The 25545-nt window shown below is 63.9% G+C and carries 22 protein-coding genes and 1 tRNA gene; 8 read left to right on the forward strand and 15 right to left on the reverse strand.

The features are described from left to right. Positions 1–12: 12 nt before the first annotated feature. The 4 genes from AC07PE_RS22765 to AC07PE_RS22780 form a co-directional block, all read right to left on the reverse strand. Complete coding sequence (locus tag AC07PE_RS22765) at positions 13–963, reverse strand: glycoside hydrolase family 43 protein (protein ID WP_498768769.1); 951 nt, start codon at positions 961–963, stop codon at positions 13–15. Between the two features lie 80 nt (positions 964–1043). Next, positions 1044–2402, reverse strand: coding sequence for an MFS transporter (locus tag AC07PE_RS22770; protein ID WP_498768771.1), 1359 nt, complete (start codon positions 2400–2402; stop codon positions 1044–1046). 139 nt (positions 2403–2541) lie between these two features. Continuing rightward, on the reverse strand, positions 2542–3204 hold the full coding sequence (locus AC07PE_RS22775) for a glycoside hydrolase family 43 protein (protein WP_498768773.1): 663 nt from the start codon (positions 3202–3204) through the stop codon (positions 2542–2544). A gap of 26 nt (positions 3205–3230) precedes the next feature. Then, entirely contained in the window at positions 3231–3374 is a 144-nt protein-coding gene (locus AC07PE_RS22780) for a hypothetical protein (protein ID WP_498768775.1), read from the reverse strand. Positions 3375–3613: 239 nt separating this feature from the next. Here AC07PE_RS22780 and AC07PE_RS22785 point away from each other — a divergent pair, with 239 nt between their 5' ends. From AC07PE_RS22785 to AC07PE_RS22795, 3 genes are all read left to right on the forward strand, one after another. Then, complete coding sequence (locus tag AC07PE_RS22785) at positions 3614–6478, forward strand: TonB-dependent receptor (RefSeq protein WP_498768777.1); 2865 nt, start codon at positions 3614–3616, stop codon at positions 6476–6478. A 112-nt stretch (positions 6479–6590) separates the two neighbouring features. Further along, entirely contained in the window at positions 6591–8933 is a 2343-nt protein-coding gene (locus tag AC07PE_RS22790; RefSeq protein WP_498768779.1) for a LamG-like jellyroll fold domain-containing protein, read from the forward strand. Positions 8934–8952: 19 nt separating this feature from the next. Continuing rightward, positions 8953–9510 carry a PEP-CTERM sorting domain-containing protein gene (locus AC07PE_RS22795; RefSeq protein ID WP_498768781.1) on the forward strand — a complete coding sequence of 186 codons (558 nt, stop codon included), beginning with the start codon at positions 8953–8955 and terminating at the stop codon, positions 9508–9510. A 79-nt stretch (positions 9511–9589) separates the two neighbouring features. Here the strand turns inward: AC07PE_RS22795 and AC07PE_RS22800 are convergent. The 4 genes from AC07PE_RS22800 to AC07PE_RS22815 form a co-directional block, all read right to left on the reverse strand. Further along, positions 9590–9664: transfer RNA gene (locus AC07PE_RS22800), tRNA-Val, on the reverse strand. 80 nt (positions 9665–9744) lie between these two features. Continuing rightward, on the reverse strand, positions 9745–10452 hold the full coding sequence (dnaQ, locus tag AC07PE_RS22805; RefSeq protein ID WP_498768783.1) for a DNA polymerase III subunit epsilon: 708 nt from the start codon (positions 10450–10452) through the stop codon (positions 9745–9747). 22 nt (positions 10453–10474) lie between these two features. After that, positions 10475–10915 carry a ribonuclease HI gene (gene rnhA / locus AC07PE_RS22810; RefSeq protein ID WP_498768785.1) on the reverse strand — a complete coding sequence of 147 codons (441 nt, stop codon included), beginning with the start codon at positions 10913–10915 and terminating at the stop codon, positions 10475–10477. Positions 10916–10923: 8 nt separating this feature from the next. Beyond that, entirely contained in the window at positions 10924–11709 is a 786-nt protein-coding gene (locus AC07PE_RS22815; protein WP_498768787.1) for a class I SAM-dependent methyltransferase, read from the reverse strand. 34 nt (positions 11710–11743) lie between these two features. Here AC07PE_RS22815 and gloB point away from each other — a divergent pair, with 34 nt between their 5' ends. Both gloB and AC07PE_RS22825 read left to right on the forward strand, forming a co-directional pair. Next, positions 11744–12550 carry a hydroxyacylglutathione hydrolase gene (gene gloB, locus AC07PE_RS22820; RefSeq protein ID WP_498768789.1) on the forward strand — a complete coding sequence of 269 codons (807 nt, stop codon included), beginning with the start codon at positions 11744–11746 and terminating at the stop codon, positions 12548–12550. After that, on the forward strand, positions 12532–13215 hold the full coding sequence (locus AC07PE_RS22825; RefSeq protein WP_498768791.1) for a 2-hydroxychromene-2-carboxylate isomerase: 684 nt from the start codon (positions 12532–12534) through the stop codon (positions 13213–13215). The genes gloB and AC07PE_RS22825 overlap by 19 nt, the downstream gene beginning before the upstream one ends. 72 nt (positions 13216–13287) lie before the next feature. On the opposite strand, the gene aceB is transcribed toward AC07PE_RS22825, so the two are convergent. Next, positions 13288–14877: a malate synthase A gene (gene aceB, locus AC07PE_RS22830; RefSeq protein ID WP_498768793.1), complete on the reverse strand. Its 1590-nt coding sequence runs from the start codon at positions 14875–14877 to the stop codon at positions 13288–13290. A gap of 161 nt (positions 14878–15038) precedes the next feature. Between aceB and AC07PE_RS22835 the strand changes: the two genes are divergently transcribed. Beyond that, a complete protein-coding gene (locus AC07PE_RS22835; RefSeq protein ID WP_498768795.1) occupies positions 15039–15953 on the forward strand; it encodes a LysR family transcriptional regulator in 915 nt (304 codons plus the stop codon). 117 nt (positions 15954–16070) lie between these two features. Here AC07PE_RS22835 and AC07PE_RS22840 read toward each other — a convergent pair whose 3' ends face one another. The 4 genes from AC07PE_RS22840 to AC07PE_RS22855 form a co-directional block, all read right to left on the reverse strand. Further along, positions 16071–16274 (reverse strand): cold-shock protein, encoded by a 204-nt coding sequence (locus AC07PE_RS22840; protein WP_036166698.1) that lies wholly within the window; start codon positions 16272–16274, stop codon positions 16071–16073. Positions 16275–16570: 296 nt separating this feature from the next. Continuing rightward, complete coding sequence (locus AC07PE_RS22845) at positions 16571–16951, reverse strand: Hpt domain-containing protein (protein ID WP_498768798.1); 381 nt, start codon at positions 16949–16951, stop codon at positions 16571–16573. Continuing rightward, positions 16952–17602, reverse strand: a complete 651-nt coding sequence (gene upp / locus AC07PE_RS22850) for a uracil phosphoribosyltransferase (protein ID WP_230022558.1) — start codon at positions 17600–17602, stop codon at positions 16952–16954. 75 nt (positions 17603–17677) lie between these two features. Beyond that, the gene (locus tag AC07PE_RS22855) at positions 17678–19369 is read right to left on the reverse strand and encodes an isovaleryl-CoA dehydrogenase (protein WP_498768800.1); all 1692 of its coding nucleotides are present in this window, start codon (positions 19367–19369) and stop codon (positions 17678–17680) included. A 348-nt stretch (positions 19370–19717) separates the two neighbouring features. Between AC07PE_RS22855 and AC07PE_RS22860 the strand changes: the two genes are divergently transcribed. After that, positions 19718–21457: a putative bifunctional diguanylate cyclase/phosphodiesterase gene (locus AC07PE_RS22860; RefSeq protein WP_498768802.1), complete on the forward strand. Its 1740-nt coding sequence runs from the start codon at positions 19718–19720 to the stop codon at positions 21455–21457. Next, entirely contained in the window at positions 21454–22947 is a 1494-nt protein-coding gene (locus AC07PE_RS22865) for an HDOD domain-containing protein (RefSeq protein WP_498768804.1), read from the forward strand. The genes AC07PE_RS22860 and AC07PE_RS22865 overlap by 4 nt, the downstream gene beginning before the upstream one ends. Before the next feature lie 69 nt (positions 22948–23016). On the opposite strand, the gene AC07PE_RS22870 is transcribed toward AC07PE_RS22865, so the two are convergent. Beyond that, entirely contained in the window at positions 23017–24189 is a 1173-nt protein-coding gene (locus AC07PE_RS22870) for an MFS transporter (RefSeq protein ID WP_498768807.1), read from the reverse strand. Positions 24190–24301: 112 nt separating this feature from the next. Continuing rightward, positions 24302–25393: a chorismate synthase gene (gene aroC, locus AC07PE_RS22875; RefSeq protein ID WP_498768809.1), complete on the reverse strand. Its 1092-nt coding sequence runs from the start codon at positions 25391–25393 to the stop codon at positions 24302–24304. Positions 25394–25545: the final 152 nt, after the last annotated feature.

Consider the following 25545-nt stretch of genomic DNA (forward strand, 5'->3'; position numbering starts at 1 on the left):
GTCTGCCCTCTTTCAAAGCGTGGACGGACGGCCGAACACCGGCATGCCCTTGCCGTCCCAGCGCAGCGGCTTCACGAAGGTATGGCGGTCCGGATTCCACAGCGGGTCGCCGACGATTTCGGTGTAGGTGCGGGCGTGGTAGACCAGCATCACGGTGTCGCCGTCTTCGGCATAGGTGAAGCTGTTGTGACCGGGGCCGTAGATGCCATGCTCGTAGCAGGTACGGAAGACCGGCTCCTTCGCCTTGGTCCAGGAGGCGGGGTCGAGCAGGTCGGCATTCTCGTCGGCGCTCAGGAGGCCCATGGCGTAGTTTTCGTCGGTCGCGCTGGCCGAGTAGGAAATGAAGATCTTGCCGTGGCGGTGCAGCACCGACGGTCCTTCGTTGACCCAGAAGCCGCGCGTTTCCCAGTCGAACTCCGGCTTCGACAGCAGCACCGGCTTGCCTTCGATCTGCCAGGGCGTCTTCATCTTCGCGATGTAGAGATTGGAGTTGCCCTCGATCTCGACGTCCTTCTGGGCCCACAGGTAGTAGAGCTGACCCTTGTGGGTGAAGGTGGTCGCGTCGAGACAGAAGGTGTCGATACCGGTGTCGACCTGGCCTATGAACTCCCAGCTGCCCTCGAGCGGATTCGCATTCGTATTGCGGATCGCGTACATGCGGTGCTGGAACAGCTTGTACTTGATCTCGCGGCTCGGTGCGGCCGCGAAGTAGACGTACCAGGCGCCCATGTTGAAGTGCAGTTCGGGCGCCCAGATCAATTCGCTGTACGGGCCGGTGTCCGGCTTGACCCAGGCGTCCACGGTGGGCGCTGTCGCCAGCCCTTCGATGGTGGTCGCGCGGCGCAGCTCGATGCGGTCGTATTGCGGGACCGAGGCGGTGAAGTAGTAGTAGCCGTCGGAGTGCTTGTAGATATACGGGTCGGCGCGTTGTTCGATCAGGGGAGTAATCAAGGTTTCCATCATTATTTGTAGGGTGGGCACCACGTGCCCACCAATGTATGCGGTTAATAGGCTCCTGGTGGGCACGGGGTGCCCACCCTACCTCATCCGGCTGCGACGCCGCCAGCGCGCAGGTCTTCCTTGACGGTGCCGTAATAGGCATCGCTGATGCGGTACTTGAACATCAGCGCCCCCATCAGGAAGTGGAAGAAGCCCGGAATCACCGACAGCATCAGCGCAATGCCCTGCAGCGCCAGCGCCGACTGCTCCTGGTTGGGCTGGTAGCCGAAATAGCTGAGCAGGATGCCGACCATGCCGCCGGCCACCGCCATGCCGGCCTTCTGGGCCACCGAGATGCCGCCGAAGGCAAAGCCGGAGACCCGCTTGCCGGTCTTGACCTGGCCGTAGTCGATGGTCTCCGCAATCGCCGACCAGAACACCGGCGCATGCAGGTCCACCACCAGCGACAGCGCGAAGTACAGCACGAAGGCCAGCCCGGTATCGCCGGGCTTGACGAGGAAATAGATCATCACCGACAGCAGCGCCACCACCAGCTGGGTGTAGCGGAACAGCTTGACCTTGCAATAGAACTTGGTGACCCAGGTCGACACCACCATCGCCAGGATGGCCGCGGCGACGCCGGTCGACAGGAAGGCCGAGACTGTGGCGGTGTCCCCATGCAGGTAGTACTTGGCGTAGTAGACGGCCACCGAACCGCGGATCACGTAGCCGATGGTGCCGGTCACGCAGACGCCGCACAGGATCAGCCACTGATCGTTCTTCAACAGCACACTCACTTGCTCGCGCAGCGGCTGGCGCGCCACCTTGTGCACCACGCGCTCGGTGGTGGTGAAGAAGCAGAACAGGAACAGCACGACGCCCAGCACGGCCATCAGCGCCATCGCCGCCTGGTAGCCGGCGGCCGGGTTGCCGTTGCCCCAGCGCTCAGCCAGGATGGGCACCACGATGGTGACCATGAAGGCGCCCACCTTGGCCAGGAACAGACGGTAGCCGTTGGCGGACAGGCGTTCCTGCGGGTCGGCGGTCAGGGCGCTGGGCAGGGAGATATAGGACACGCCCACGCCCGAAGTCATCACCGTCATCAGGATGTAGGTCGAATAGGCCCACACCAGCTTGGCGTGGTAGGACCAGTCGGGCGTGCTGAAGACCATGAAGACCGAGATCCCGTAGGGTACGGCCAGCATCAGCAGCCAGGGACGGTAGCGCCCCCAGCGCGTGAGAAAACTGTCCGTCATCTGCCCCACCGCCAGGTCGGACAGCGCACCGACGATCTTGACCGCCACGAACAGCAGCGCCAGGTCGGTCGTCTTCAGGCCGTAGATGTCGGTGTAGAAGAAGGTGATGATCAACATCATCGACGAGATCACCACGTTGAGCGCCATGTCGCCGGCGCCGAAGCCCACTTTTTCGAGCGTGGACAGTTTTTGGGTCTGAGTTTGCATGCTGACTTCGTCTCCCAAGTCTTTGTTATGGTTTTTGCCTTGCTTCGGCATCATAAGAGCTGAAGCGAGACTATTCCAATCAAAATTCTGAAGAGTCCGATATCGTTTTTAGTATGTCATGACTGACAAGGACTGCGGATCAGCGTGCCGGCTGCGCCATCGCGTCCGCGACCGGCAGGCCGAAATCGGGAGTGCCGTCCTGTTGCCACGATATCGCCTGGGCGCGGGTATGGCGGTTAGGATCGAACAGGGGGTCGCCGACGATATCCCGGTAATTGCGGGCGTGGTAGACCAGGATATCGGTCTTGCCATCGACGGAGGTAGTGAACGAATTGTGGCCCGGGCCATACTGGCCATTCGCGGCGCTGCTGGCAAACACCGGCATGGGCGACTTGGCCCACGAGGCGGCGTCCAGCAAGTTGGCGCCGACTAGCGCCGTGAGCATACCCATGGCGTAGTTTGCATCGGTCGCGCTGGCGGAATAGGTCATGAACACACGGCCATTCTTCACCAGGACGGCTGGGGCTTCGTTGACGTCGAACTTCACCGTCTCCCATGCAAACTCCGGCGTCGTGAGCAGGACTGCCGGGCCCGCAATCGACACCGGTGTGTCCATCCTGGCGAGGTAGATTGCCGTCCTGTGTTTTTCCGCGGATGGCGGGCGTTGCGCCCATGCCAGGTAGCGTTGGCCGTTCAGCGCGAACGTCGTCGCATCCAGCGCAAACGATTCCCACCCTGTCTTCAGCTGTCCGCGCTCGATCCATCCACCTTCGAGCGGATCGGCGGCGGCGTTCTCGAGCACGTAGAGACGGACGTCGAAAGGCGCGTCTAATAGCCGTCGGCGCCGAGCGTCACCTGGGGATCGGCGCGTTGCCTGACGAGAGGATTGAGGATATCCGGCGAGGCCATCGCCGGCGCGATCACGGCAAACACGAGAGAACCCCTCACGTACAGGAATCGAAACCTGGTCATCGCCGACACCCTTGATGAGGAAATCCTCATGGTAAGAAATCGTGCTTGATTCGACCAATTACTTTTTTTGACCGAGCGATACCGTTTCCGTCAGCCTCACGGCACAGACGGCCCGATATCAAAACCGATATGTCAGATCCAGAAAAAATCATTAGTCCGATTATCACAGGATCTCTAACATGTTCTAACAGTAATGCCAGATGAAAAAAATTTCCAATAACTAGAAACACAGGAGACGTATGAAATCGCATGAATCTGCACGTCCATTGGCCTTGAAGCTGAGCGTGACCGCGTTGATGGGCGCCGGCCTGCTGAGCAGCGCTTCGGTGTGGGCGCAAGCGGCCGCCGAAGCGACGGAACTTCCTGAAACCTCGACCGTGGTCGTCACGGGTGTCAAGGCCTCGCTGATCAAGAGCCTGGCGATTAAGCGCACCAGCGACCAGGTCGTGGAATCGGTGGTTGCCGAAGACATCGGCAAGCTACCCGATAACAATGTCGTCGAAGCGCTGCAGCGCGTGACGGGTATCCAAGTCACCAACCGCGCCGGCGGCGAAGTCGGCACCTTGTCCATCCGCGGTCTGCCCGACGTCCAGACGACCTGGAACGGCCGCAATATCTTCACCGCGTCCGGTACCCAGGTCGCACTCCAGGACATTCCCTCGACCCTGGTTCGCCAGATCGACGTCTACAAGACGCGCGACGCCAGCCAGCTGGACACCGGAATTGCCGGCCAGATCGACGTCAAGTCGCTGCGGCCCTTCGATTTCAAGGGTTCGAAAGTGTCGCTGTCGGCACGTGAGACCTATCTCGATCCCGCGAAAAAGACGAATCCGCAGCTCAGCGGCCTGTTGAGCAACCGCTGGGACACTGGGGCCGGCGAATTCGGCGCCCTGGTCAATCTGTCGGCCACCAGGACGAAATACCGCAATGAAAGCGTGACGCCCGGCGCCATGGTGCCCTTCGCCAGCCCAAATGCGGCCGAGGATCCGGCCGGCTACACGCCCTTGCAGCGCATCTTCGACAACAATATCTGGACGGCCGGTACCCATACCGGCTTGCCGATGGCGGCGGGTTCGACGCTGAATTTCAACGGCAAGGCTTATCCTTATTACCTGGCGCGTGACGCCGTCTTCCAGAGCGACGTCGAGGGAGAGCGCAAGCGTCCCGCCGCGAATATCGCCCTGCAGTGGAAACCGAACAACGATGCGGTCTACACCTTCGAGTCGATGTACAACGGCTACCGTGACAAGTCCTTCAACCGCTTGCTGTTCAGCTTCGTCGACTGGTGGGGGGATCTCGGCAGCAACCCTGCCGGAACGATTACCACCTTCCCGGGAACGAACGTCATCAAGAGCCGCACCGTCAATAACGTGTATGGCTTCAACAGCGGCGACTACACCACGTCGGCCACCGATTCCTATGTCTATGCCTTGAACGGCAAGTGGAACGTGGGCGACCGCCTGAAGCTGGATGGCGACGTGTCCTACCAGACCAGCACCTATCACTCGGAATTCACCGCCACCCGGATCGATCGCGTTGCACCGTCGATCAACGTCAACTTCAATGACGGCAGCAACAACACGGCCTTCCATTTCAACGACGACGCCGACCTCGCCAACCCGGCCAAATGGAATGTCGCGCAGTTCTACGACAACGCCAACCGCAACAAGGGCAGCGCCGCGACAGCCAATCTGTCGGGTGTCTTCGACGCCAACTGGGGGGTGCTGGACACGATCCACTTCGGCGTACGCTTCGACGACCGCAAGGCCTCGGAGGCCAACCGCACCCAATCGGGCACCCTAGGCCGCAACCTTGCCTCCCTCGGTCCGGCATATTCGTCCACCAACGCGAACTTCGGCACCGCCATCTCGGACGTTCCGCGCTCATGGGTGGAGCCGAATGCCTACTATATTCGCGACAATATCGACGACTGGCGCAAGCTCATGGCCTCGGCCGATCCGAACTTCATGACGACGGACAAACTGAGCCTGCAGAAGACCTTCGAGATCGACGAGAAGACGACCAACCTCTTCCTGATGGGGAATACCCAGAACGAACTGTTCGGCCATCGCCTGCGCGGCAATTTCGGTGTGCGCTACGTCAAGGTCAAAACCGACATGACCTTCTACAAAGTCGACGCCACCACCAAGGCCGTCACGCCGTCCAGTGCCAGCAAGTCGACGAACAAGCTCCTGCCAAGCATGACCCTGATTTACGACCCGTCGAAGGACGTCGTGCTGCGCTTCAACTATGGCGAAACCTTGCGCCGCCCGAACTTCGGCGATCTGAATCCTGTCCTGCAACTTGGTGACGACGTGTCGCGGGTGGGATATGGCTCGGGCAGCGGCGGCAATCCGGACCTGAAGCCGACGCATTCCAGGAACTTCGACCTGACGGCGGAGTGGTACTTCCAGAAGGACAGCGCGCTCTACGGCACGCTGTTCAAGCGCAAGATCGACGGCCTGGTCGTGGGCCTGCGCCACAGGGTGCACGTCGATCCGGCCAACGACCCGTACCGCAACTCGACCTCGGGCGGCGACCATACGAACGGCTACGACTACGTCATCAACTCGCCGGTCAACGCCTCCAACGGCACGATCAAGGGCGCCGAGCTCGGCTTAATCTACTTCCCGAAGTGGCTGCCGGGCGTGCTGGACGGTCTGGGATTCCAGGGCAGCTATACGCGACTTACCTCGTCGCAGAACGTACCCGACGCCAATGATGCCGGCGTCATCGTCTCGCAGCTGGAGACACCGTTCTTCGGCGTGTCCAACAGCTCCTACAACGCCACCCTGGCCTACGAAAAGGGTCCGGTCAGCGTGCGCCTGTCCCAGGTCTGGCGCTCCGGCTTCCTGGCCGCCAACGAAGCCGCCCTGTTTGCCAATCCGATCGGCATCTGGCGCCATCCGGAGAAGAGCGTGGACATGCAGATCTCCTACAAAATCAACGACAACATGTCCGTCGATATCAGTGGCGTCAACCTGACCAACGAAATGCAGCAACAGTACTACCACTTCGGCAATGCGGGTAACGCGCAGTTGAGCAATTTCGGTACGGTCCAGATCGGACGTTCGGTCTCGGCTGCCTTGCACTGGAAGATGTAAGCCCCGAAGGTCGACAAGACCCCGCTGGTCAGACAGGGCGTTGTACGGTTCGCACCCGCAACGCCCTTTTTCATTCATCGATGGGATAGACAAATCGAGGAGGAGACATCCCGTGAAACGACTGCACGCTTTTACGAGAATGGGAGCGCTGTGCGCATCCTGTTTCATCGCCGCCGGCGCCGGCGCCCAGGCCGGCTTTACACAGCCCGCTTTCCAGAACGCTTCAGTGCACGACCCGGCGCAAATCAAGGTCGGCAATACCTATTACGTATTCGGCTCGCACCTGGCGTCCGCAAAATCGCCGGACTTGCTGAAGTGGACGCAGATGACGGATGGCGTTACCGCCACCAATCCCTTGTTCCTGAACGGGTCCAGGAATGTGTTCACAGAGCTGGCGGAAGCCTTTTCCTGGGCGAACACGAAGGACTTGTGGGCGCCTGACGTGCGCCAGCTGGCCGATGGCAAGTACTACATGTACTACGACGCCTGCCAGGGCGACGCGCCCCGTTCCGCGCTTGGTGTGGCCGTCGCGAACAGCGTCGAGGGACCTTACGTCAACAAGGGCCTGATCCTGAAGTCCGGCATGTGGGGGCTGGCAAGCCCGGACGGCACCGTGTACGACGCCTATAAACACCCAAATGCGGTCGATCCCAGCGTCTTCTACGACAATGCCGGCAAGCTCTGGATGGTCTACGGCTCCTACTCGGGCGGCATCTTCATCATGCAGATGGACCCCGGCACGGGCCTGCCTTATCCGAACCAGGGTTACGGCAAGCGCCTCATGGGCGGCAACCATGCACGGATTGAAGGCGCCTATATCATGTACAGCCCGGCCACGGCTTACTATTACCTGTTCACCTCCTTCGGCGGCCTCGATTCCGCGGGCGGCTACAACATGCGCGTGGCGCGTTCGACGAATCCGGACGGTCCGTATGTCGATGCGCAGGGGTACAACATGGCGAACGTGAAGGCGGACGCCAGCAAGCCATTGTTCGACGATGCCTCGGTGGCTCCCTACGGCGTCAAGCTGATGGGGAACTTCCTGTTCCAGCGACTCCTGGGTGAAGCCGGCACCGGTATCGGCACCGGCTATGTCTCCGCCGGCCACAATTCCGCCTGGTACGATCCGGCGACCGGCAAGCACTTCCTCGTGTTCCACACGCGTTTTCCCGAGCGAGGCGAACAGCATGAAGTGCGCGTGCACCAGATGTTCATGAATGCGGACGGCTGGCCCGTTGTCGCGCCTTACAGCTACGCCAACGAGACGCTGAGCGCGGTGCGTAGCGAGTTCGTCGTGGGCGACTACATGTACGTCAATCACGGCAAGGACATCACGGCCGCGATCAAGAAGTCGCAAATCATCACGCTGAACGCCAATGGCGCCATTACGGGCGCCGTGTCCGGCACCTGGCGCATCGTCGGCAGCAATCAGGTCGAGATCGCCCTGCCCGGCGCGTCGACGTACAAGGGTTATCTGCTGAGCCAGTGGGACGAGACCTCAAAGAGCTATGTGATGACCTTCAGTGCGTCCTCACGCGAAGGCATCGCGATCTTCGGCAGCCGCCTGCTTCCGCGCACCGACGCCGCAATCGCAGCGGCGGTCTACAACGAGTTGAGCCTGGGCGCCACCACGGCCGTCACCGGCAACCTGACGCTGCCCACGATCGCCGCACGGGGCGCGACGATCAGCTGGACCTCGTCGAATCCGGCCGTCGTCAGCAACACCGGGGTTGTGACCACGCCAGCCACCGGCGCCGTCAACGTCTCGCTGACGGCGCGCATCGCCAAGGGCTCGGCGGTGCTGACGAAAGTCTTCACGGTCACGGTGACGAAGCTGGGCGGCCTGGTGGCCTACTACGCCTTCGATGGCAACCTGGTCGATTCGAGCGGCGGCTTCGCTGCCGGCGCCGTGATCGGCAACAAGATCGACGTCGCGGGTGGCAGCCTGTCCTACGAGACCGGCATGCGCGGCAGCGCGGCCGTATTCAATGGCGCGACGGGCGTGCGCCTGCCGAACGGTCTGATTTCCTCGAACAACTACACGGTTTCCCTGTGGCTGAAACCTGCCCAGTTGACGGCCTACACGCCCACCTTCTTCGGCGCGCGCACGACGGATTCCTGGATCAGCCTGCTGCCGATGGGGCACGGTTTTGTCAACGGCGCCACGATGCTGTGGTCCGGTTCCGCCTGGTATGACGCGGGCCTCGGCATGAACATTCCCGTCAACCAGTGGTCGCACCTGGCCTTCACCGTCAATAACGGCGCGGTGAATGTCTACGTCAATGGCGTCAAGCGCTTCTCGGGCACCGGCTTCCCGAACGTGTTCACGAACACGACGGCCGCGTTCGCGCTGGGGGTGAACTACTGGGACACGCCGTATAAGGGCTCGATGGACGAGCTACGCATCTACAACACGGCCTTGACGGACGCCCAGGTGGCCGGCCTAGCCCATTGAAACATCGAGAGGATCGACCATGAACAAATACCTCATCGCCCTGCTCGCCGCATGCGCGTGCGCCACCGCGTCGGCTGGCGTCATCAACTTCGACGACTTGCCGGGCGACCCGACGCAAGCGCTGGACAGCGGCTACGCCGGCTTCGACTGGACCAACATGGGGACCATCCGCAGCGACGCCGCGCCGGGTACGGGCTTCGAGACCGGCGTGGTGTCGCCCACGAACGCCGCGTATAACTGGTACGGCTTGACGGCCACGATTTCGACGGCCGACGGCAAGGCGTTCACCTTCGCCGGCGCCCATTTCACGTCCGCCTACGTGGAGCAGGAAATCTCCTTCGAGGCTTACCGGAACGGCGAGCTGCTACGCGCAAGCGGCGCGTACACGCTGGACACCCTGACGCCGCAGTGGATAGGCTTGAACTGGACGGGCATCGACACGCTCGTCATCTACAACAGCAGCGGGACGCAGTGGGCAATGGACGATTTCACGGTGCCGGAACCGGCGACGCTGGCCTTGTTCGGCAGCTCGCTGGCGGGATTGCTGGCCGGCCGCCGCGTACGCCGCCGCTGGTGATCGGGCGTGGACAGCGCGGCAACGCGCTGTTCGCGAAAACAAAAAGGCCAGCATTTCTGCTGGCCTTTTCGATGAATCCTGGTGGGAAGTGCAAGTTTCGAACTTGCGACCCCTGCAGTGTGAATGCAGTGCTCTACCCCTGAGCTAACCTCCCTGATTTACTACCTTTTGCTGCCTTTTGCTGCGAATGCATCGCTGCAATGACGAGCATTATAGGGGGAGTTTTGCGTTTTGTCACCCCTGCGGAGAATATTTTCTCCAAACACATTCTCCTTTCACCCCTTTATCGAGCGCGGCCAGCACGGCGTCGTGCTCAGCCAGCTCATCCGCGGCTGCCGAGACGACGATGATCTCGCCGAGCGGCACGGCTTCCAGCAGCGCGCCGCCGCCAGCCTCTTCGACTTCGACATCCATCGACAGCATGTTCTGCCCGCGCGTCATCGCCAGGTAGACGTCGGCCAGCAGCTCCGAGTCCAGCAGCGCGCCGTGCAGCTTGCGGTGGGCGTTCGAGATGCCGTAGCGGTCGCACAGCGCGTCCAGCGAGTTGCGCTTGCCCGGGTGCAGTTCCTTCGCATGCACCAGGGTGTCGATCACGCTGCTGCAGTGGTCGACGAAAGGCGGCAGGCCCAGGCGCTCGAACTCGTGGTTCAGGAAGCCCAGGTCGAAGGGCGCGTTGTGAATGATGATCTCGGCATCCTTCACGAACTCCCGCAGTTCCTCGACGATCTCGTGGAACTTCGGTTTGTCGCGCAGGAATTCGGTGGTCAGGCCGTGGACTGCCAGCGCTGCTTCGTCCGAGTCGCGCTCGGGATTGATGTAGCGGTGGAAGTTGTTGCCCGTGAGTTTACGGTTGAAGATTTCGACGCAGCCGATTTCAATCACACGGTCGCCCGTGCGTGGATTCAGGCCGGTGGTTTCGGTATCGAGGACGATCTGGCGCATACGTGTATTTTACCCCAAGCAATCAGCGCTTGACCGAGGCGGCGCCCATGTTCGCCAGGCTGTCCGCGCGCTCATTGCCCGGGTGGCCGTTGTGGCCGCGCACCCAGCGCCATTCGACCGCGTGCTGCTGCTGGGCGGCGTCGAGGGCCTTCCACAGGTCTTCGTTCTTGACCGGCTCCTTGGTCGAGGTCTTCCAGCCGCGCGCCTTCCAGCCGTGGATCCATTCCGAGATGCCCTTCTGCACGTACTGGCTGTCGGTGTGCAGCACCACGTGGCAGGGTCGATTCAGCACGCCCAGCGCCTCGATCACCGCGCGCAGCTCCATGCGGTTGTTGGTGGTGTTCGGCTCACCGCCGAAAATTTCCTTTTCGTGGTCGCCGGCCACGAGCAGCGCGCCCCAGCCGCCGGTGCCCGGATTTCCCTTGCAGGCCCCGTCGGTAAAAATCTCTACTTTGGTCGTCATGCTCTCTTCTACTTGATGCGTTCGTTGCGGTTGGTTGCCGGCACCGCCTTCGGCGCCTTGCCCGGCTTCTTGTTCCAGGCCGGTCCGATGATGTTCATTCCCTTGACGCGCTTGATCGCGTGCACGATGTAGACCGCGCCCAGGTAAGGCCACCAGCGCTGCCCTGCCCCTTCGACGAAGGCGAAGCGGTTCAGCCACTGGGTGGTGCGGAAAGGCGGCGCATAGCAGCCGAAATGGCTGCGGGTGGCGCCGAGATTCAACAATTTTAACCAGTCTTTCAGCCGGGGCATAGAGATGAACTCGCCCGCGGTCGGCAGGTAGGCGCTGCTGGTGATGCGGCCCATGCCCTGGCGCACGCCCCACATGCTGGCCGGATTGAAGCCGCAGATGATCAATTGCCCTTCGGGGATCAGCACCCGCTCGACCTCGCGCAGCACCTGGTGCGGCTCGGCGGCGAACTCCAGCACGTGCGGCAGCACCACCAGGTCCAGGCTCTGCGAAGCGAAAGGCAGTTCGGCAAAGTCGAGCGCGACCGCGATTTGCTTGCCGCCGGCGGCGATCGCCAGTTCATCCGCGTTCGAGGTGCGGGTTGCGGCCTGCCACTTGTTCGGCATGCGGTTGGCGGCCAGCGCATCGATCTGCGGCACGCCGATCTGCACGGCATTGAAGCCGAAGATGTCGGCCGTCAGCTCGTCCAGGCAGGCCTGCTCCCAGGCGCGCACGTAGGCGCCGGCCGGCGATTGCAGCCATCGGTCGAGCGCTATAATGGATTTTTCGGATACGGCGCTATCCATGCCACCCCTTTTTGCTTACGCATCTACATAGCTTATGACGAATCCGCCGAGCAGTTCCACCGCCCTCAGCGTCCTGACCATACCCGCTTTCAAGGACAATTACCTCTGGCTCATCCACGACGGCGTCCATGCGGCGGCGGTCGACCCGGGCGACGGGCAGCCCATCCTCGATGCCTTGCGGGCGAATGGATTGACCCTTACCGCCATTCTACTCACCCATCACCATGCTGACCATATCGGTGGCGTGCCTCAATTGCTCAGCGAGTATTCCGTTCCGGTATTTGGTCCTCGTAATGACAATATCGCCGCGGTGAGCCATCCGCTGGGCGAAGGCGACCGCATCCAGGTGCCGGGCCTGGCGCTGGAATTGTCGGTGCTGGACGTGCCCGGCCACACGCTGGGCCACATCGCCTACGTGCGCGAGACGCCGGGCGAGCACTGGCTGTTCTGCGGCGACACCCTGTTCGGCGCCGGTTGCGGCCGCCTGTTCGAGGGCACGCCCGCGCAGATGGCGGCTTCGCTGGCCAAGCTGGCCGCCCTGCCCGACGACACCCTGGTCTATTGCGCCCACGAATACACCCTGTCCAACCTGCGCTTCGCCGAAGCCGTCGAGCCCGGCAACCGCGCGCTGCGGATGCGCCTCGAAGCCGACAGCAAGGCGCGCGGCACCAATCTGCCCACCATCCCTTCCAACATCGCCATCGAAAAAGCGACCAATCCCTTCCTGCGCGCCACCGAACCCGGCATCGTCGACAGCCTGGTGGCGGCAGGCAGGCTGGAGCGCGGCGCCACGCCCGTCGAGGCCTTTGCCGCGCTGCGCGAATGGAAGAACGTGTTCTGATGACCGCCCGTCATCCGCTGCGGCGCCTCGACTTCTTTTTCGATCCGATCAGTCCCTACGCCTGGCTGGCGATGCGCTCGCTGGGGCGGCTCGAGGCCGCCGGCCTCGAGATCCGCTTCGTGCCGGTGCTGTTTGCCGGCCTGCTCAAGGCGCACGGCAACCTCGGCCCGGCCGAGGTGCCGGCCAAGCGCAGCTATCTGTTCCGCGACGTGATGCGCGAAGCGGCGCGGCTCGGCCTGCCCTTTGCCGGGCCGCCCGGGCATCCCTTCAATCCCTTGACGGCCCTGCGCATGTGCACCGCGCTCGACGTCGATGCCGATCGGCGCAGGCTGGCGCTGGCGCTGGTTGCAGCTTGCTGGGAGCGTGGAGAGGATGTGTCGGACGCGGCGGTGCTGACGCGGCTGGCGGATGAGGCCGGCTTCGATGGCGAGGCGCTGGTGGCGCGTACCGCGACGCCGGAGGTGAAGCAGGCGCTGGCGGCGGCGACCGATGCGGCGATCGCTGACGGTATCTTTGGCGTGCCGACTTATCGGCTGGATGGAGAGCGGTTCTGGGGTGGCGACCGCATCGAGACGCTGTTGTGGCGTCTCGAAGGCGGTGCCGTCGATGAGGATCAGCTGGCGGCCTTTTTGGCGAGGCCGCCGCTGGCGCAGCGCAGGCGGTGATGCAACGTGGGCACAGGGTGCCCACCCTACAATGTATGTCGTAGGGTGGGCACCCCGTGCCCACGCAAACCATCAAATCTCTTCGTACAGCGGCAAGGTCAGGAACTCCGCAAACTCCTCCGAGGTCGACATCTTCTCGAAGATCTCCGCCGCACGCGCATAGGTCGGGCTGTCGCCGTTCGGCGCGACCTCTTTCACCTTGGCCAGTTCTTCCGGAATCATCGCGCGCACCATGTCGGCGGTGACCTTGCGGCCGTCGTCCAGCACACCCTTCGGCGTGCGAATCCACTGCCACACCTGCGAGCGGCTGATCTCGGCCGTGGCCGCATCTTCCATCAGGTTGTGGATGGGCACGCAGCCATTACCGGCCAGCCAGGCGCCCAGGTAGTGGATGCCGACGTTGATGTTGTAACGCAGGCCGGCTTCGGTGATCGGCGCTTCCGGCTTGAAGTCGAGCAGTTGTGCCGCCGTCACTTCAACGTCCGGACGCTGCTTGTCGAACTGGTTCGGGCGGTCGCCCAGCACCTTCTTGAATTCGGTCATGGCCGGCTCGACCAGGCCCGGGTGCGCGACCCAGCCGCCATCGTAGCCGTCGTTGGCGTCGCGCGACTTGTCGCCGATGACGCCGGCCATCGCGACGGCGTTCTTCTCCGGATCGTTCTTGATCGGGATCAGGGCCGACATGCCGCCAATCGCCGGCGCGCCGCGCTTGTGGCAGGTCTTCAGCAGCAGCAACGCGTAGGCGCGCATGAAGGGCGCAGTCATCGTCACTTTCGGACGATCGGCCAGGCAGAAGTCCTTATCGAGCTTGAACTTCTTGATGCAGGAGAAAATGTAGTCCCAGCGGCCCGCGTTCAGGCCGGCGCTGTGCTCGCGCAGTTCGTACAGGATCTCGTCCATCTCGAAGGCGGCCAGGATGGTCTCGATCAGCACGGTGGCCTTGATGGTGCCCTGCGGCAGGCCGAGTTCGTTCTGGGTCATGACGAAGATGTCGTTCCACAGGCGCGCTTCCAGGTGCGATTCCATCTTCGGCAGGTAGAAGTACGGACCGGCGCCGCGCGCCAGCTGCTCCTTCGCGTTGTGGAACATGAACAGGGCGAAGTCGAAGATGCCGCCGGAGACGCGCTTGCCGTCCACCAGCACGTGCTTTTCATCCAGGTGCCAGCCGCGCGGGCGCACGACCAGGGTCGCGACCTTGTCGTTCAGCTTGTATTGCTTGCCGTTCTGCTCCAGCGAGATCGTCTTGCGCACGGCGTCGCGCATGTTCAGCTGGCCGGTGATCTGGTTGTCCCAGTTCGGGGTGTTCGAATCCTCGAAGTCGGTCATGTAGCTGTCCGCGCCGGAATTCAGGGCGTTGATGACCATCTTGCGCTCGACCGGGCCGGTGATTTCCACGCGGCGGCATTCCAGCGCCTGCGGGATCGGCGCGATCTTCCAGTCGCCGTTGCGGATATTGGCGGTTTCGGGCAGGAAGTCCGGGCGCTCGCCGGCGTCCAGGCGCTTGGCGCGTTCGACGCGGGCGGCCAGCAACTGCTGGCGGCGCGGTTCGAATTCGCGGCTGAGCTTGGCGACGAGGGCAAGCGCCTCGGGAGTCAGGATCTGTTCGTAGCCGGGTTTGATCTCGGCGCGGATTTCCATTCCGGACGGGGTGGCGATGGTCATGACGTACTCCTCTTTAGTATGAAAACTCGGCGCTGCCAGGCTCCACTGGGGCCTTGGCGTTTGCTATCTCGTCAAGTATATTCACTCGAGCGTCAATAAACGAGACAAAAAATACATTCATCTATGCGTTTTTGTCACAGATGAGGGAGCAAGCAGCACGCATGGGTCATTTTCGCCAGATTTCCACCTTCGTCGAGGTCGTCGCCCGCGGCAGCCTGTCCGCCGCCGCGCGTGCCGAGGGCATCGCGCCCGCCATGATCGGGCGCCGCCTCGATGCCCTCGAAACCCGTCTCGGCGTCAAACTGCTACAGAGGACCACGCGCAAACTGGTGTTGACGGACGAAGGCGCCGCCTTCCTCGAGGATTGCCAGCGCATCCTGGCCGAGCTGGAAGAAGCGGAATCGGCGGTGTCGGCACGCAGTGCGCGCGCCACCGGCCATCTGCTGGTGTCGGCCCCGGCCGGCTTCGGGCGCCAGCACGTGGCGCCGCTGGTGCCGTCCTTCCTGCTCGAACACCGCGACGTCACGCTCAACCTGAACCTGAACGACCGCGTGGTGGACGTGATCGGCGAAGGCGTCGACGTGGCGATCCGCATCGCCAGCCTGTCGGACTCCAATCTGGTGGGCGTCAAACTGGCCGACAACCATCGCGTGGTGGTCGCCACGCCGGCCTATCTGAAGCGCCACGGCAGCCCGCAGACACTGGACGACCTGGCGCGCCACAACTGCCTGGCGATCAGCAGCGAAGGCAGCCAGCGCGGCTGGACCTTCCGCGACGAAGGGAAAATCGTGACCCTGAAAGTGGCGGGGAACATGGTCTGCAACGACGGCGCCGTGCTGCACGACTGGGCAATGGCCGGGCGCGGCCTGGCCTGGCGTTCGATGTGGGAAGTGGGACCGGAAATCGCGGCGGGCCGCCTGGTGCCGGTGCTCGAGCAATATGCGGCGCCGGGTAACGACATATACGCGGTATTTGCACAACGGCGCCATCTGCCGTTGCGGATCCGCGCCTTCGTCGATTTCCTGCGCCATGCCTATTCGCAACCCAATTACTGGCGGAACAAGCTTGGGAATTAAAGAAGATTGCCGACAAAAAATAAGTTAATGCTGTGCTGCCTCTGCAATCGACAGACGAAAAAAATCCCCGGACATGCCGAGGATTTTTTGCCGAAATTCAGCGAGTAATCGTGACGATTACAGCGGCTGGATGTTCGATGCTTGCTTGCCCTTCGGACCCGAAGTCACGTCGAACGAAACACGCTGATTCTCTTGCAGCGACTTGAAGCCTTGGGATTGGATCGCCGAGAAGTGAGCGAACAGATCTTCGCCGCCTTCGTCCGGGGTGATGAAGCCGAAGCCCTTGGAGTCATTGAACCATTTAACGATGCCAGTTGCCATTACTATTTCCTATTTCAGTTGAAGTGGGCTCACGCCCGTTTACGATCGTTTGAAGAAGCAAGAAACAAATGACAGACTAACTGCACTGCAACCGCGAATCCAACGATCCCACATTATACCGAATAAACCAAAACGTACACGGTTTTCGCAAAATAAAATCTGCGACTCGTAACATTCCTAAAACCAACTTTTACGAGCCCTTATTTCACGTCGGTGGTAAGCAGAATATAGATTATCGAAAGTTAGCAAGTTTGTCATACATCAAACGACCTCAAGACAATGTTCTTGTCCAAGGTCTAGATGGCGGACTCGTCATTAGGGTAGGCATCCTTCGGGTCGCGCAGGGCCCAGGCTACGAACTGGTCCAGTTCGACCAGCCAGGCTTCCCACTCCTCCGGGGCGACGGCGTCGAAGGTCATCAGCACCCGCAAGCGCTGTTCGATATTGCGCGCCTGGTGGCCGAGGATGCGGAAGCCGAAGGTGGCGGAGGATCCCGCCAGCGTGTGCAGCACGGCGTGCAGCTCCTGCATCAGCTCCGTTTGCGGTTGCACCGTGTCGAAAGCGTTGCGTGCAGCCGACAGGCGTCCCAGGGTCTGCGGTAGCGAGGCCGCGAACCTGTCGTTCAGCTCCGCCAGGCGTTCGAAGAATTCCGCGTCGGCCGCGCTGCCGGTCTGCATTTATTTGGTACCGAAGATGCGGTCGCCGGCATCGCCAAGGCCCGGGATGATGTAGGCGTGGTCGTTCAGGTGGCTGTCCAGCGAGGCCACGTACAGCTTGACGTTCGGGTGGGCCTTGTGGAACACCTCGACGCCTTCCGGCGCGGCCACCAGGGCCAGGAAGATGATCTGCTCGTCCGGCACGCCGCGCTTTTTCAGCACGTCGACGGCGTAGACTGCGGAATTGCCGGTCGCGACCATCGGATCGCACAGAATGAAGGTGCGCTCGGTGGTGTCCGGCAGGCGCACCAGGTACTCGACCGGCTGGTGGGTCTCGGGGTCGCGGAACACGCCGATGTGGCCGACACGGGCCGAGGGCACCAGTTCCAGCAGGCCGTCGCTCATGCCGATGCCGGCGCGCAGGATAGGCACGATGGCGAGCTTCTTGCCGGCGATGATGGGCGCATCGATGGTCATCAGCGGGGTTTCGATTTCGCGGGTGGTCAGCGGCAGGTCGCGCGTGATCTCGTAGCCCATCAGCAGCGTGATCTCCCTCAGCAGCTCGCGGAAGGTGCGCGTCGAGGTGCCGCGGTCGCGCATGTGCGACAGCTTGTGCTGGATGAGGGGGTGATTCAGGATGTACAGGCTGGGGAAACGCGGATCTTGTTTCATTGTCGACTCAGAGTATAAAAGCGGCCAGTGTTGGCGTGAAGACCAGCATTATCCCAGCCGCGCGGCGGTTTGTCCTCACCTTGTTGAAGAAATTTCCAGAGTCCGGGCCAGGATCGCCGGGGCGTCCAGCCCGTCCGGCAGGCGGCCGAAGGCGCCGCCGACCTCGCGTGCAATGCGCGAAGCGACGAAGGCGTCGGACACGAAAGCCGGCGCGTGACGCAGCAGCAGCCCGGCCTGGACCCCGACCACCAGCTGCTCGGCCAGGCGGCGCGCGCCGAATTCGGAGGCCGCGGCAGCGCCGATCTCTTCCAGCAGGCGCGCGCACCAGGCGTCGTAGCGGGCATCGATGCCGCTTGCCAGGCCCAGCTCCTGCGCCAGCGCGATGCGTGCTTCCGGCGACTTGCCGAAGGCGCGCAGCACGTCCAGGCACATCACGTTGCCCGAGCCTTCCCAGATCGAGTTGACGGGGAATTCGCGGTACAGGCGCGCCAGCGGGCCGTCCTCGACATAGCCGTTGCCGCCCATGACTTCCATCGCCTCGGCGCCGAAGGCCGGGCCGCGCTTGCACAGCCAGTACTTGCCGGCGGGGGTCAGGATGCGGCCGAGCAGGACTTCGGCCGGATCGTCCTGGCGGTCGTAACAGCGCGCCAGGCGCAGCGCGAACGCAGTCGCGGCCTCGGATTCCAGCGCCAGGTCGGCCAGCACGTTCTGCATCAGCGGCTGTTCGGCCAGCGGGCGGCCGAAGGCGCTGCGCCCGCGCGCATGGTGCAATGCGTGGCAGAGCGCGGCGCGCATGATGCCGGCGGTGCCCGTCACGCAATCGAGCCGGGTATGGCTGCCCATCTCGAGAATCGTCGGGATGCCGCGCCCTTCCTTACCGATCATCCAGCCGATGGCATCGCAGAACTCGACTTCGGACGAAGCGTTCGAGCGGTTGCCCAGCTTGTTCTTGAGGCGCTGCACGCGGATGGCGTTGCGGCTGCCGTCCGGCAGGAAGCGCGGCACGAAGAAGCAGCTGAGGCCGGCGCTGCCTTCACTGTCCGTCTGCGCCAGCACCAGGTGGGCATCGCACTGCGGCGCCGAGAAGAACCATTTGTGACCCACGATCACAAATGCGCCCTCGCCCTGCTCGCCGAAGCGGCTCTTCGCCTGGGCCGGATCGAGCGGCGCGGCGCGGGTCGTGTTGGCGCGCACGTCGGTGCCGCCCTGCTTTTCCGTCATGCCCATGCCGACCAGGGCGCCGCGCTTCTGCTCGACCGGCAGCGAGCGCGGGTCGTACTCGCGCGACAGGATCTTCGGCAGCCAGCGCGCGGCGATGGCCGGGCTCTGGCGCAGCGCCGGCACCGAGGCGTAGGTCATCGTCACCGGGCACTGCGAGCCGTTCTCGACCTGGCCGAACATCAGGTAGGCGGCGGCGCGCGCCACCTGGGCCCCGGCCCTGGGCGACTCCCACGGCAGCGAATGCGCGCCGTTCTCGATCAGCAAGCTCATCAGACGATGCCAGGACGGATGGAATTCGAGCTCGTCGATGCGATGTCCGCCACGGTCGAAATTCACCAGCCGCGGCGTGAACTCGTTGGCCAGGCGCGCCAGTTCCAGGACCTCGCTGCTGCCCAGCCGCTCGCCGAGCGTGTCCAGCGTGCCGGCGGCCCAGCCGGCGTCTTCGCGCTCGAGGCCCTCGCGCAAGGCGGGATCGCAGCGGAACAGGTTGACGTCGCCGAAGGGCGGCGCCTGGTTGAAGACCTCGTGCGTATCGAATCGGTTCATGGACGCCTGCCCTTCTGTCATTGCACTACTGGTTGTTGCACCAAAGCATCACGTAGGCAAAGGAAAGGTTTCCTAATTGCACTACATCGGCGACAATGCACGGGCTCGGCGCCCGACTTGCGTTATCGACAAGGCAACAAGGCTAGCTTAAAGCTTCAAGCCGGGCAAGCACGACCTGTCCGGAATGACAGCTGCGGGGTATCAAGGTGGGACTGAACACAGGGGTGAGTTGTGTTTTTTAATGCTTTCGAGAATCTTTCAGTGATACATTTCCAGAGGATTTGATACACTCGTGCGGTTTGCCGCCGCTCCGGTTGCGGCCAGGATTAAGAAAGCACCTATTCAGACATGCGCCCCGGTTCACCAGCAGCAGCGAACGAGGATCCGCGCCATGCGCCGCCGGCCCACGGGCTGGATGCGCTCATGGAAGCGGTGGGCGATATCGCGTTCCGCATCGACCCCTCCGGCCTGATCCGCCATGCCAGCCAACGCGGCCAGCGCTTGCTCGGCGCGGCCGGCGAACTGCGCAACACGGCCCTGCCCGCCCTCGCGGTCGACGTCGACCAGCCGGCGCTGCGCAACGCCATCGTCGACGCCACCGCGCGCGCCGAGCCGGTGCTGGTCGAAGCGCGCTTGCGCGCGGGCGACAAGGAAACCTGGTTCGAACTGCGCGTCAGCCTGCTCGACGGCGGCCCGGAACTGCTGGCCGTGGGCCGCGACATGTCGGCCCAGCGCGCCACCGAGCAGCGCCTGCGCCACATGGCCACCCACGACGCCCTCACCGAACTGCCGAACCGCCTGCTGCTGTCGGACCGCATCCGCATGGTGATCGCAAACGCGCGCCGCTCCGGCCAGGGCTTCTCGATCGCCACCATCGGCCTGGACGGCTTCAAGAAAGTCAACGACGGCCTCGGCCACCCGGTCGGCGACGCCGTGCTGCGCATGGCCGCCGGCCGCCTGCGCAAGACCCTGCGCGACAGTGACACCCTGGCCCGCGTCGGCGGCGACGAATTCGTCGCGGTCCTGCCGGGCACCTACAACGAAGCCCAGATCAAGCTGGTGACCGGCCGCCTGCTGGCCGCGCTGCAGTCGCCCTTCGAGATCGACAAGCACACGGTCTACCTGGGCGCCTCGGTCGGGGTCTCGGTGTACCCGGAGCACGCCGAGGACGAAGTGCGCCTGGTGGCGCTGGCCGACAGCGCGATGGGCCGCGCCAAGGAAACCGGCGGCGCCCGCACCATCGTCCACAGCAGCCGCGAAACCAGTCCACCGCAGCACGACATCTCGCTCGAGGCGGCGATGTTCCAGGCGGTGCGCGAGGGCGAGTTCATGCTGTACTACCAGCCCATCGTCAGCAGCCGCACCCGCCGCATCGAGGGCTTCGAAACCCTGATGCGCTGGAAGCACCCGACCCTGGGCATGGTGCCGCCGGTGCGCTTCATTCCGATCTCCGAAACGAATGGCCTGATCAACATGCTGGGCGCCTGGGCGCTCAAGTCCGCGCTGGTGCAGATCCGCCAGTTCGAGGAAATCGCCAAGCGCGACCTCTACATATCGGTCAACATCAGCCCGCGCCAGTTCCGCAACGACCGCTTCCTGTCGGTGCTGGACGACGCCCTCGCCTTTTCCGGCACGCCCGGCGACAAGCTGGTGCTCGAGATCACCGAGGGCACGCTGATGGTCGACCCGGCGCATGCCGAGAGCATCCTCGGCAAGATGGCCGAGCGCAACGCGCGCATCGCGATCGACGATTTCGGCACCGGCTATTCGTCGCTGGCCTACCTGAAGCGCTTCCCGATTTCGGTGCTGAAGATCGACCGCGCCTTCATCAAGGACCTGCCAGCGTCCGCCAAGGACGCGGCCATCTGCAACGCCGTGCTCGACCTGGCCAAGCACCTCGACCTGTCCGTCGTGGCCGAGGGCGTCGAAACCGAAGAACAACTCAGCTACGTGGAATCGCGCGGCTGCGACTACGTGCAGGGCTACCTGACCGGCAAACCGATGTCGGCTCACGTCGCCATGGCGGCGCTGAAGGAAGACCTGTACACCGAACTGCTCCCGAACGAACTGCGGGCGGGCCACTCATGAACCAGACCCTGAATACCGAACGCTCGCCGAAGGCGGACGCCACCCTCGCCCTGCTGTGGGAACGCATCCGCCGGCGCGGCGACATGCCCGGCTTCACGCGCGCCATCAACGCCATCCTGGCCTCGATGCGCGGCGAGGACGAGCGCGACTTCTCCATGACCCAGACGGTGCTGTCCGATCCCGTCCTGACCCAGAAGGTGCTGCGCCTCGCGAACAGCGGCATGTACTCGGCCTTCGGCCAGCGCATCAACACCGTGTCGAAGGCCGTGCTGGTGCTGGGCACCGAGGCGATCGGCCACCTGGCCCTGGGGCTGAAGCTGATCGAGGAACTGAGCAAGTCCACGCCGGACTCGCTGCAGGCCCACATCGAGATGGAAAAGGCGGTGCTGGCCGGGATGGTGGCCCAGCAGGTGGCCGCCAAGGCCGACGTGCGCGATCCGGAAGAAGCGGTGGTCTGCTCGATCCTGCATTCGCTGGGCCGCATGATGGTCACCTTCTACCTGCCGGAACGCTGGACGATCCTGCAGCAGGCCGCGGCCGAAGGCGCCGACGATGCGGCTGCCATCGACCAGCTCGGCCTGACCCTCGAACAGATCGGCCGCGCCACCGCCGAGCACTGGGGCCTGCCGCGCAACCTGATCGCCGGCATGCGCCGCGTGGAACCGGGCGAGCGCGGCGACGCTTTCGCCCACGAAGACTGGCTGGCCGCACTGGGCACCATGTCCTCGCAGTGCGCCGAGTCGCTGTGGCACGGCGACGAGGGCGCCGCCGAGCAGGTCGCCCAGCTGGCCTCGAACTTCTCGGCCATGCTCGGCATCGAAGCCGACAACATCGTCGGCGCCATCGAGCAGGCCAGGGTCGAGGCCGCCGCCGACCTGTCGATCGCGCCGCTGGCGAATCCGCCCGAGAAGCGCGCCCGCGCCGCCGCCGCGACCCGCATGCGGGACGCTGGCAACAAGATCCTGACCAGCGGCGTGGCCGAGATGCGCGATGCCGCCGGCAGCGCCACCCCGGGCCAGATGATGTCGATGGCGATCGAGAGCGCCTACCACGGCCTGTCCTTCACGCGCGCCTTCGGCTTCCTGCGCAGCCGCCGCGAAGGCAAGTACAGCGCCAAGATCGGCCTGGGCGACGGCGCTAAGGCCCTGCAGCCCAAGCTGATCTTCGACGACGCCTACGATCCGAACGTATTCTTCGCCGCCCTCGGCAGCGACCGCGTGATCTTCATCGAAAACGCGCGCGACCCGAAATTCGCCAGCAAGCTGCCCGGCTGGTGGAAAGGCACGCTGGGCTCGGCGCGCTGCTTCGTCATCATCCCGCTGTGCACCAACGGCGAGCCGGTCGGCTTCATCTACGGCGACTGGGACGACCGCTTCCCGTCGGTGTTCCTGAGCCAGACCGAGTTCTCGCTGCTGAACGACTTGCGGGCGCTGGTGGTGAAGTCGGTGGAGCGGCGCCAGCAGCTCGAAGCCGTCGTCACGCGGGCCTAAAGGTCTACCGTCATTCCCGCGGAAGCGGGAATCCATACGCTCAGCATGGATTCCCGCCTTCGCGGGAAGTCATTTCGGGCAATGCCCGGAATGACGAAGCGAGAGACCCTCCCACCTCCAGAACAGCCCTGCCGCCCCGGCCGCCATCATCGTCAGGCCGATCGCGGCCCCGTACACCGAACCCGGCCCCAGGCTCTCCCAGCACCACGCCATGAACAGGCCGCCGCAAGTGCCGCCGACGCCATAGGCGATACTCATGAACAGCGCCTGTCCGCGCGCCTGCAGCGCGCCGCCGAACCAGCGCTGCATGGCCGTGATCGAGGCGCAGTGGTGGGCGGCAAAGGTGAAGGCGTGCAGCAGCTGGGCCAGCACCAGCAGCGCCAGCCAGCCGGCGCCCAGGCCGATCGCGCCGAAGCGCAGCACCGCCACCGCGAACGAGGCCATCATCACCGCCCGTACCCCGAAGCGGCGCAGCACGCCGGCCTGGAAATAGAAGAACACCACCTCGGCCAGCACGCCCAGCGACCACATCGCCCCTGTCAGCGCCTTGCCATAGCCGGCCCGCTCCAGGTACAAGGAATAGAAGGAATACAGCGAGGTATGCGCGCCGACCATCAGCGCAGCCTGGACGAAGAAGGCGATCACCGGCGGCTGGCGCAGGACCTGCAGCAGCGGCGGCGCGGCGTGCGCCCCGTCCACGGGCGGCGCCTCGCGGATGCGCAGCGATTGCGCAAGCACCGCCAGCAGCACGAGTCCGCAGAGCCAGGGGAGCGCACCGACGCCGAAGCGGTCGAGCGCGACCCCGGCGGCCATCACGGCGGTGATGAAGCCCAGCGAACCCCACAGCCTGACGCGGCCGTAACGGCTGGTGTCGCCGCGCATCTCGGCCAGCATCAGCGCTTCCGTCAGCGGCCCCTGGGCGCTGGTGAACAGGTTCAGGCAGACCATCGCGACGAAGAAATGCGCGAAGCCGCGGCCGAGCGCGATGCCCGAAAACGCGGCCAGCGCACCGAGCGCCGTCATGCGCAGCACCAGCACGCGGCGGCTGGTATGGTCGGCCACCCAGCCCCACAGGGTCGGGCCGACGATGCGCATGACCTGCACCAGCGACATCAGCACGCCGACTTCGGCAGCGCTCACGCCATGGGCGGCGAAGTACAGCGGGGCGTAGGTGGTGAGCGTGCCCATGAACGCGTAGTACACGAACAGGAACACGGCGAAGTTGGCTAGGGGGCGGTACATTCGACCAGCGTCATGCCGGGCATTGCCCGACCTGACTTCCCGCGAAGGCGGGAATCCATGCTGAGCCACTGGTCGCGCGGCGTATGGATTCCCGCTTTCGCGGGAATGACGATCAGATTTTGGGCGTGGAAACCCGCACATCCCCGCACTGCGCGCGGTGCATCAGCGCATGGTCCATCAGCACCAGCGCCAGCATGGCTTCCGCGATCGGCGTCGCGCGAATGCCGACGCAGGGGTCGTGGCGACCGAAGGTTTCGACCATGGCCGGCTTGCCGTCCTTGTCGATCGAACGGCGCGGGGTACGGATCGAGGACGTCGGCTTGATCGCGATCGAGACCGTGATGTCCTGGCCGGTCGAGATCCCGCCCAGCACGCCGCCGGCGTTGTTGCCGACGAAGCCTTCCGGGGTCAATTCGTCGCCATGCTCGGAACCTTTCTGCGCGACGGAGTGGAAACCGGCGCCGATCTCCACGCCCTTCACCGCGTTAATGCCCATCATGGCGTAGGCGATGTCGGCGTCCAGCTTGTCATAGATCGGCTGGCCCAGGCCCACCGGGACGTTCTTCGCCACCACGTCGATGCGCGCGCCGATCGAGTCGCCTGCGCGGCGCAGTTCGTCCATCGCCGCTTCCATGCGCGCGATCAGGGCCGCGTCGCTTGTCGCCGCGAAGAAGGGATTCGCATGCACGTGGTCCCAGGACTCGAACGGGACGTCGATGTCGCCCAGCTGGCGCATGCAGCCCATGAATTCGGTGCCGTAGTGCTCGCGCAGCCACTTCTTGGCGATGGCGCCGGCGCCAACCACCGGCGCGGTCAGGCGCGCCGAGGAACGGCCGCCGCCGCGGGGATCGCGCACGCCGTACTTGTGCCAGTAGGTGTAGTCGGCGTGGCCGGGACGGAAGGTCTCGGCGATGTTGCCGTAGTCCTTGCTGCGCTGGTCTTCGTTCGGGATCAGCAGCGCGATCGGGGTGCCGGTGGTGACGCCCTCGTAGACGCCGGACAGGATCTGCACGCGGTCGGCTTCCTGGCGCTGGGTCACGTGGCGCGAGGTGCCGGGCTTGCGGCGGTCCAGCTCGGGCTGGATGTCCGCTTCGGACAAGGTGATGCCGGGCGGGCACCCATCGATGACGCAGCCGATGGCCGGACCGTGGGACTCGCCGAAGGTGGTGACGGAAAACAGCTTGCCAAATGTGTTGCCGGACATGGATGCGTTAAAGTTGAGTAAACGGAATGATCGATTCTACCAGCAGCGGATGCACCGCGCTTGGGGGAGGATCTGGAACAACGAAGTGAATGTTGCCTTGAAGAATTTTTTCCTGACGTGCTGGCAAGTCATATATACTAAGATTCATTGAT

Source organism: Telluria sp. GW821-FHT07G12, from assembly GCF_059418525.1.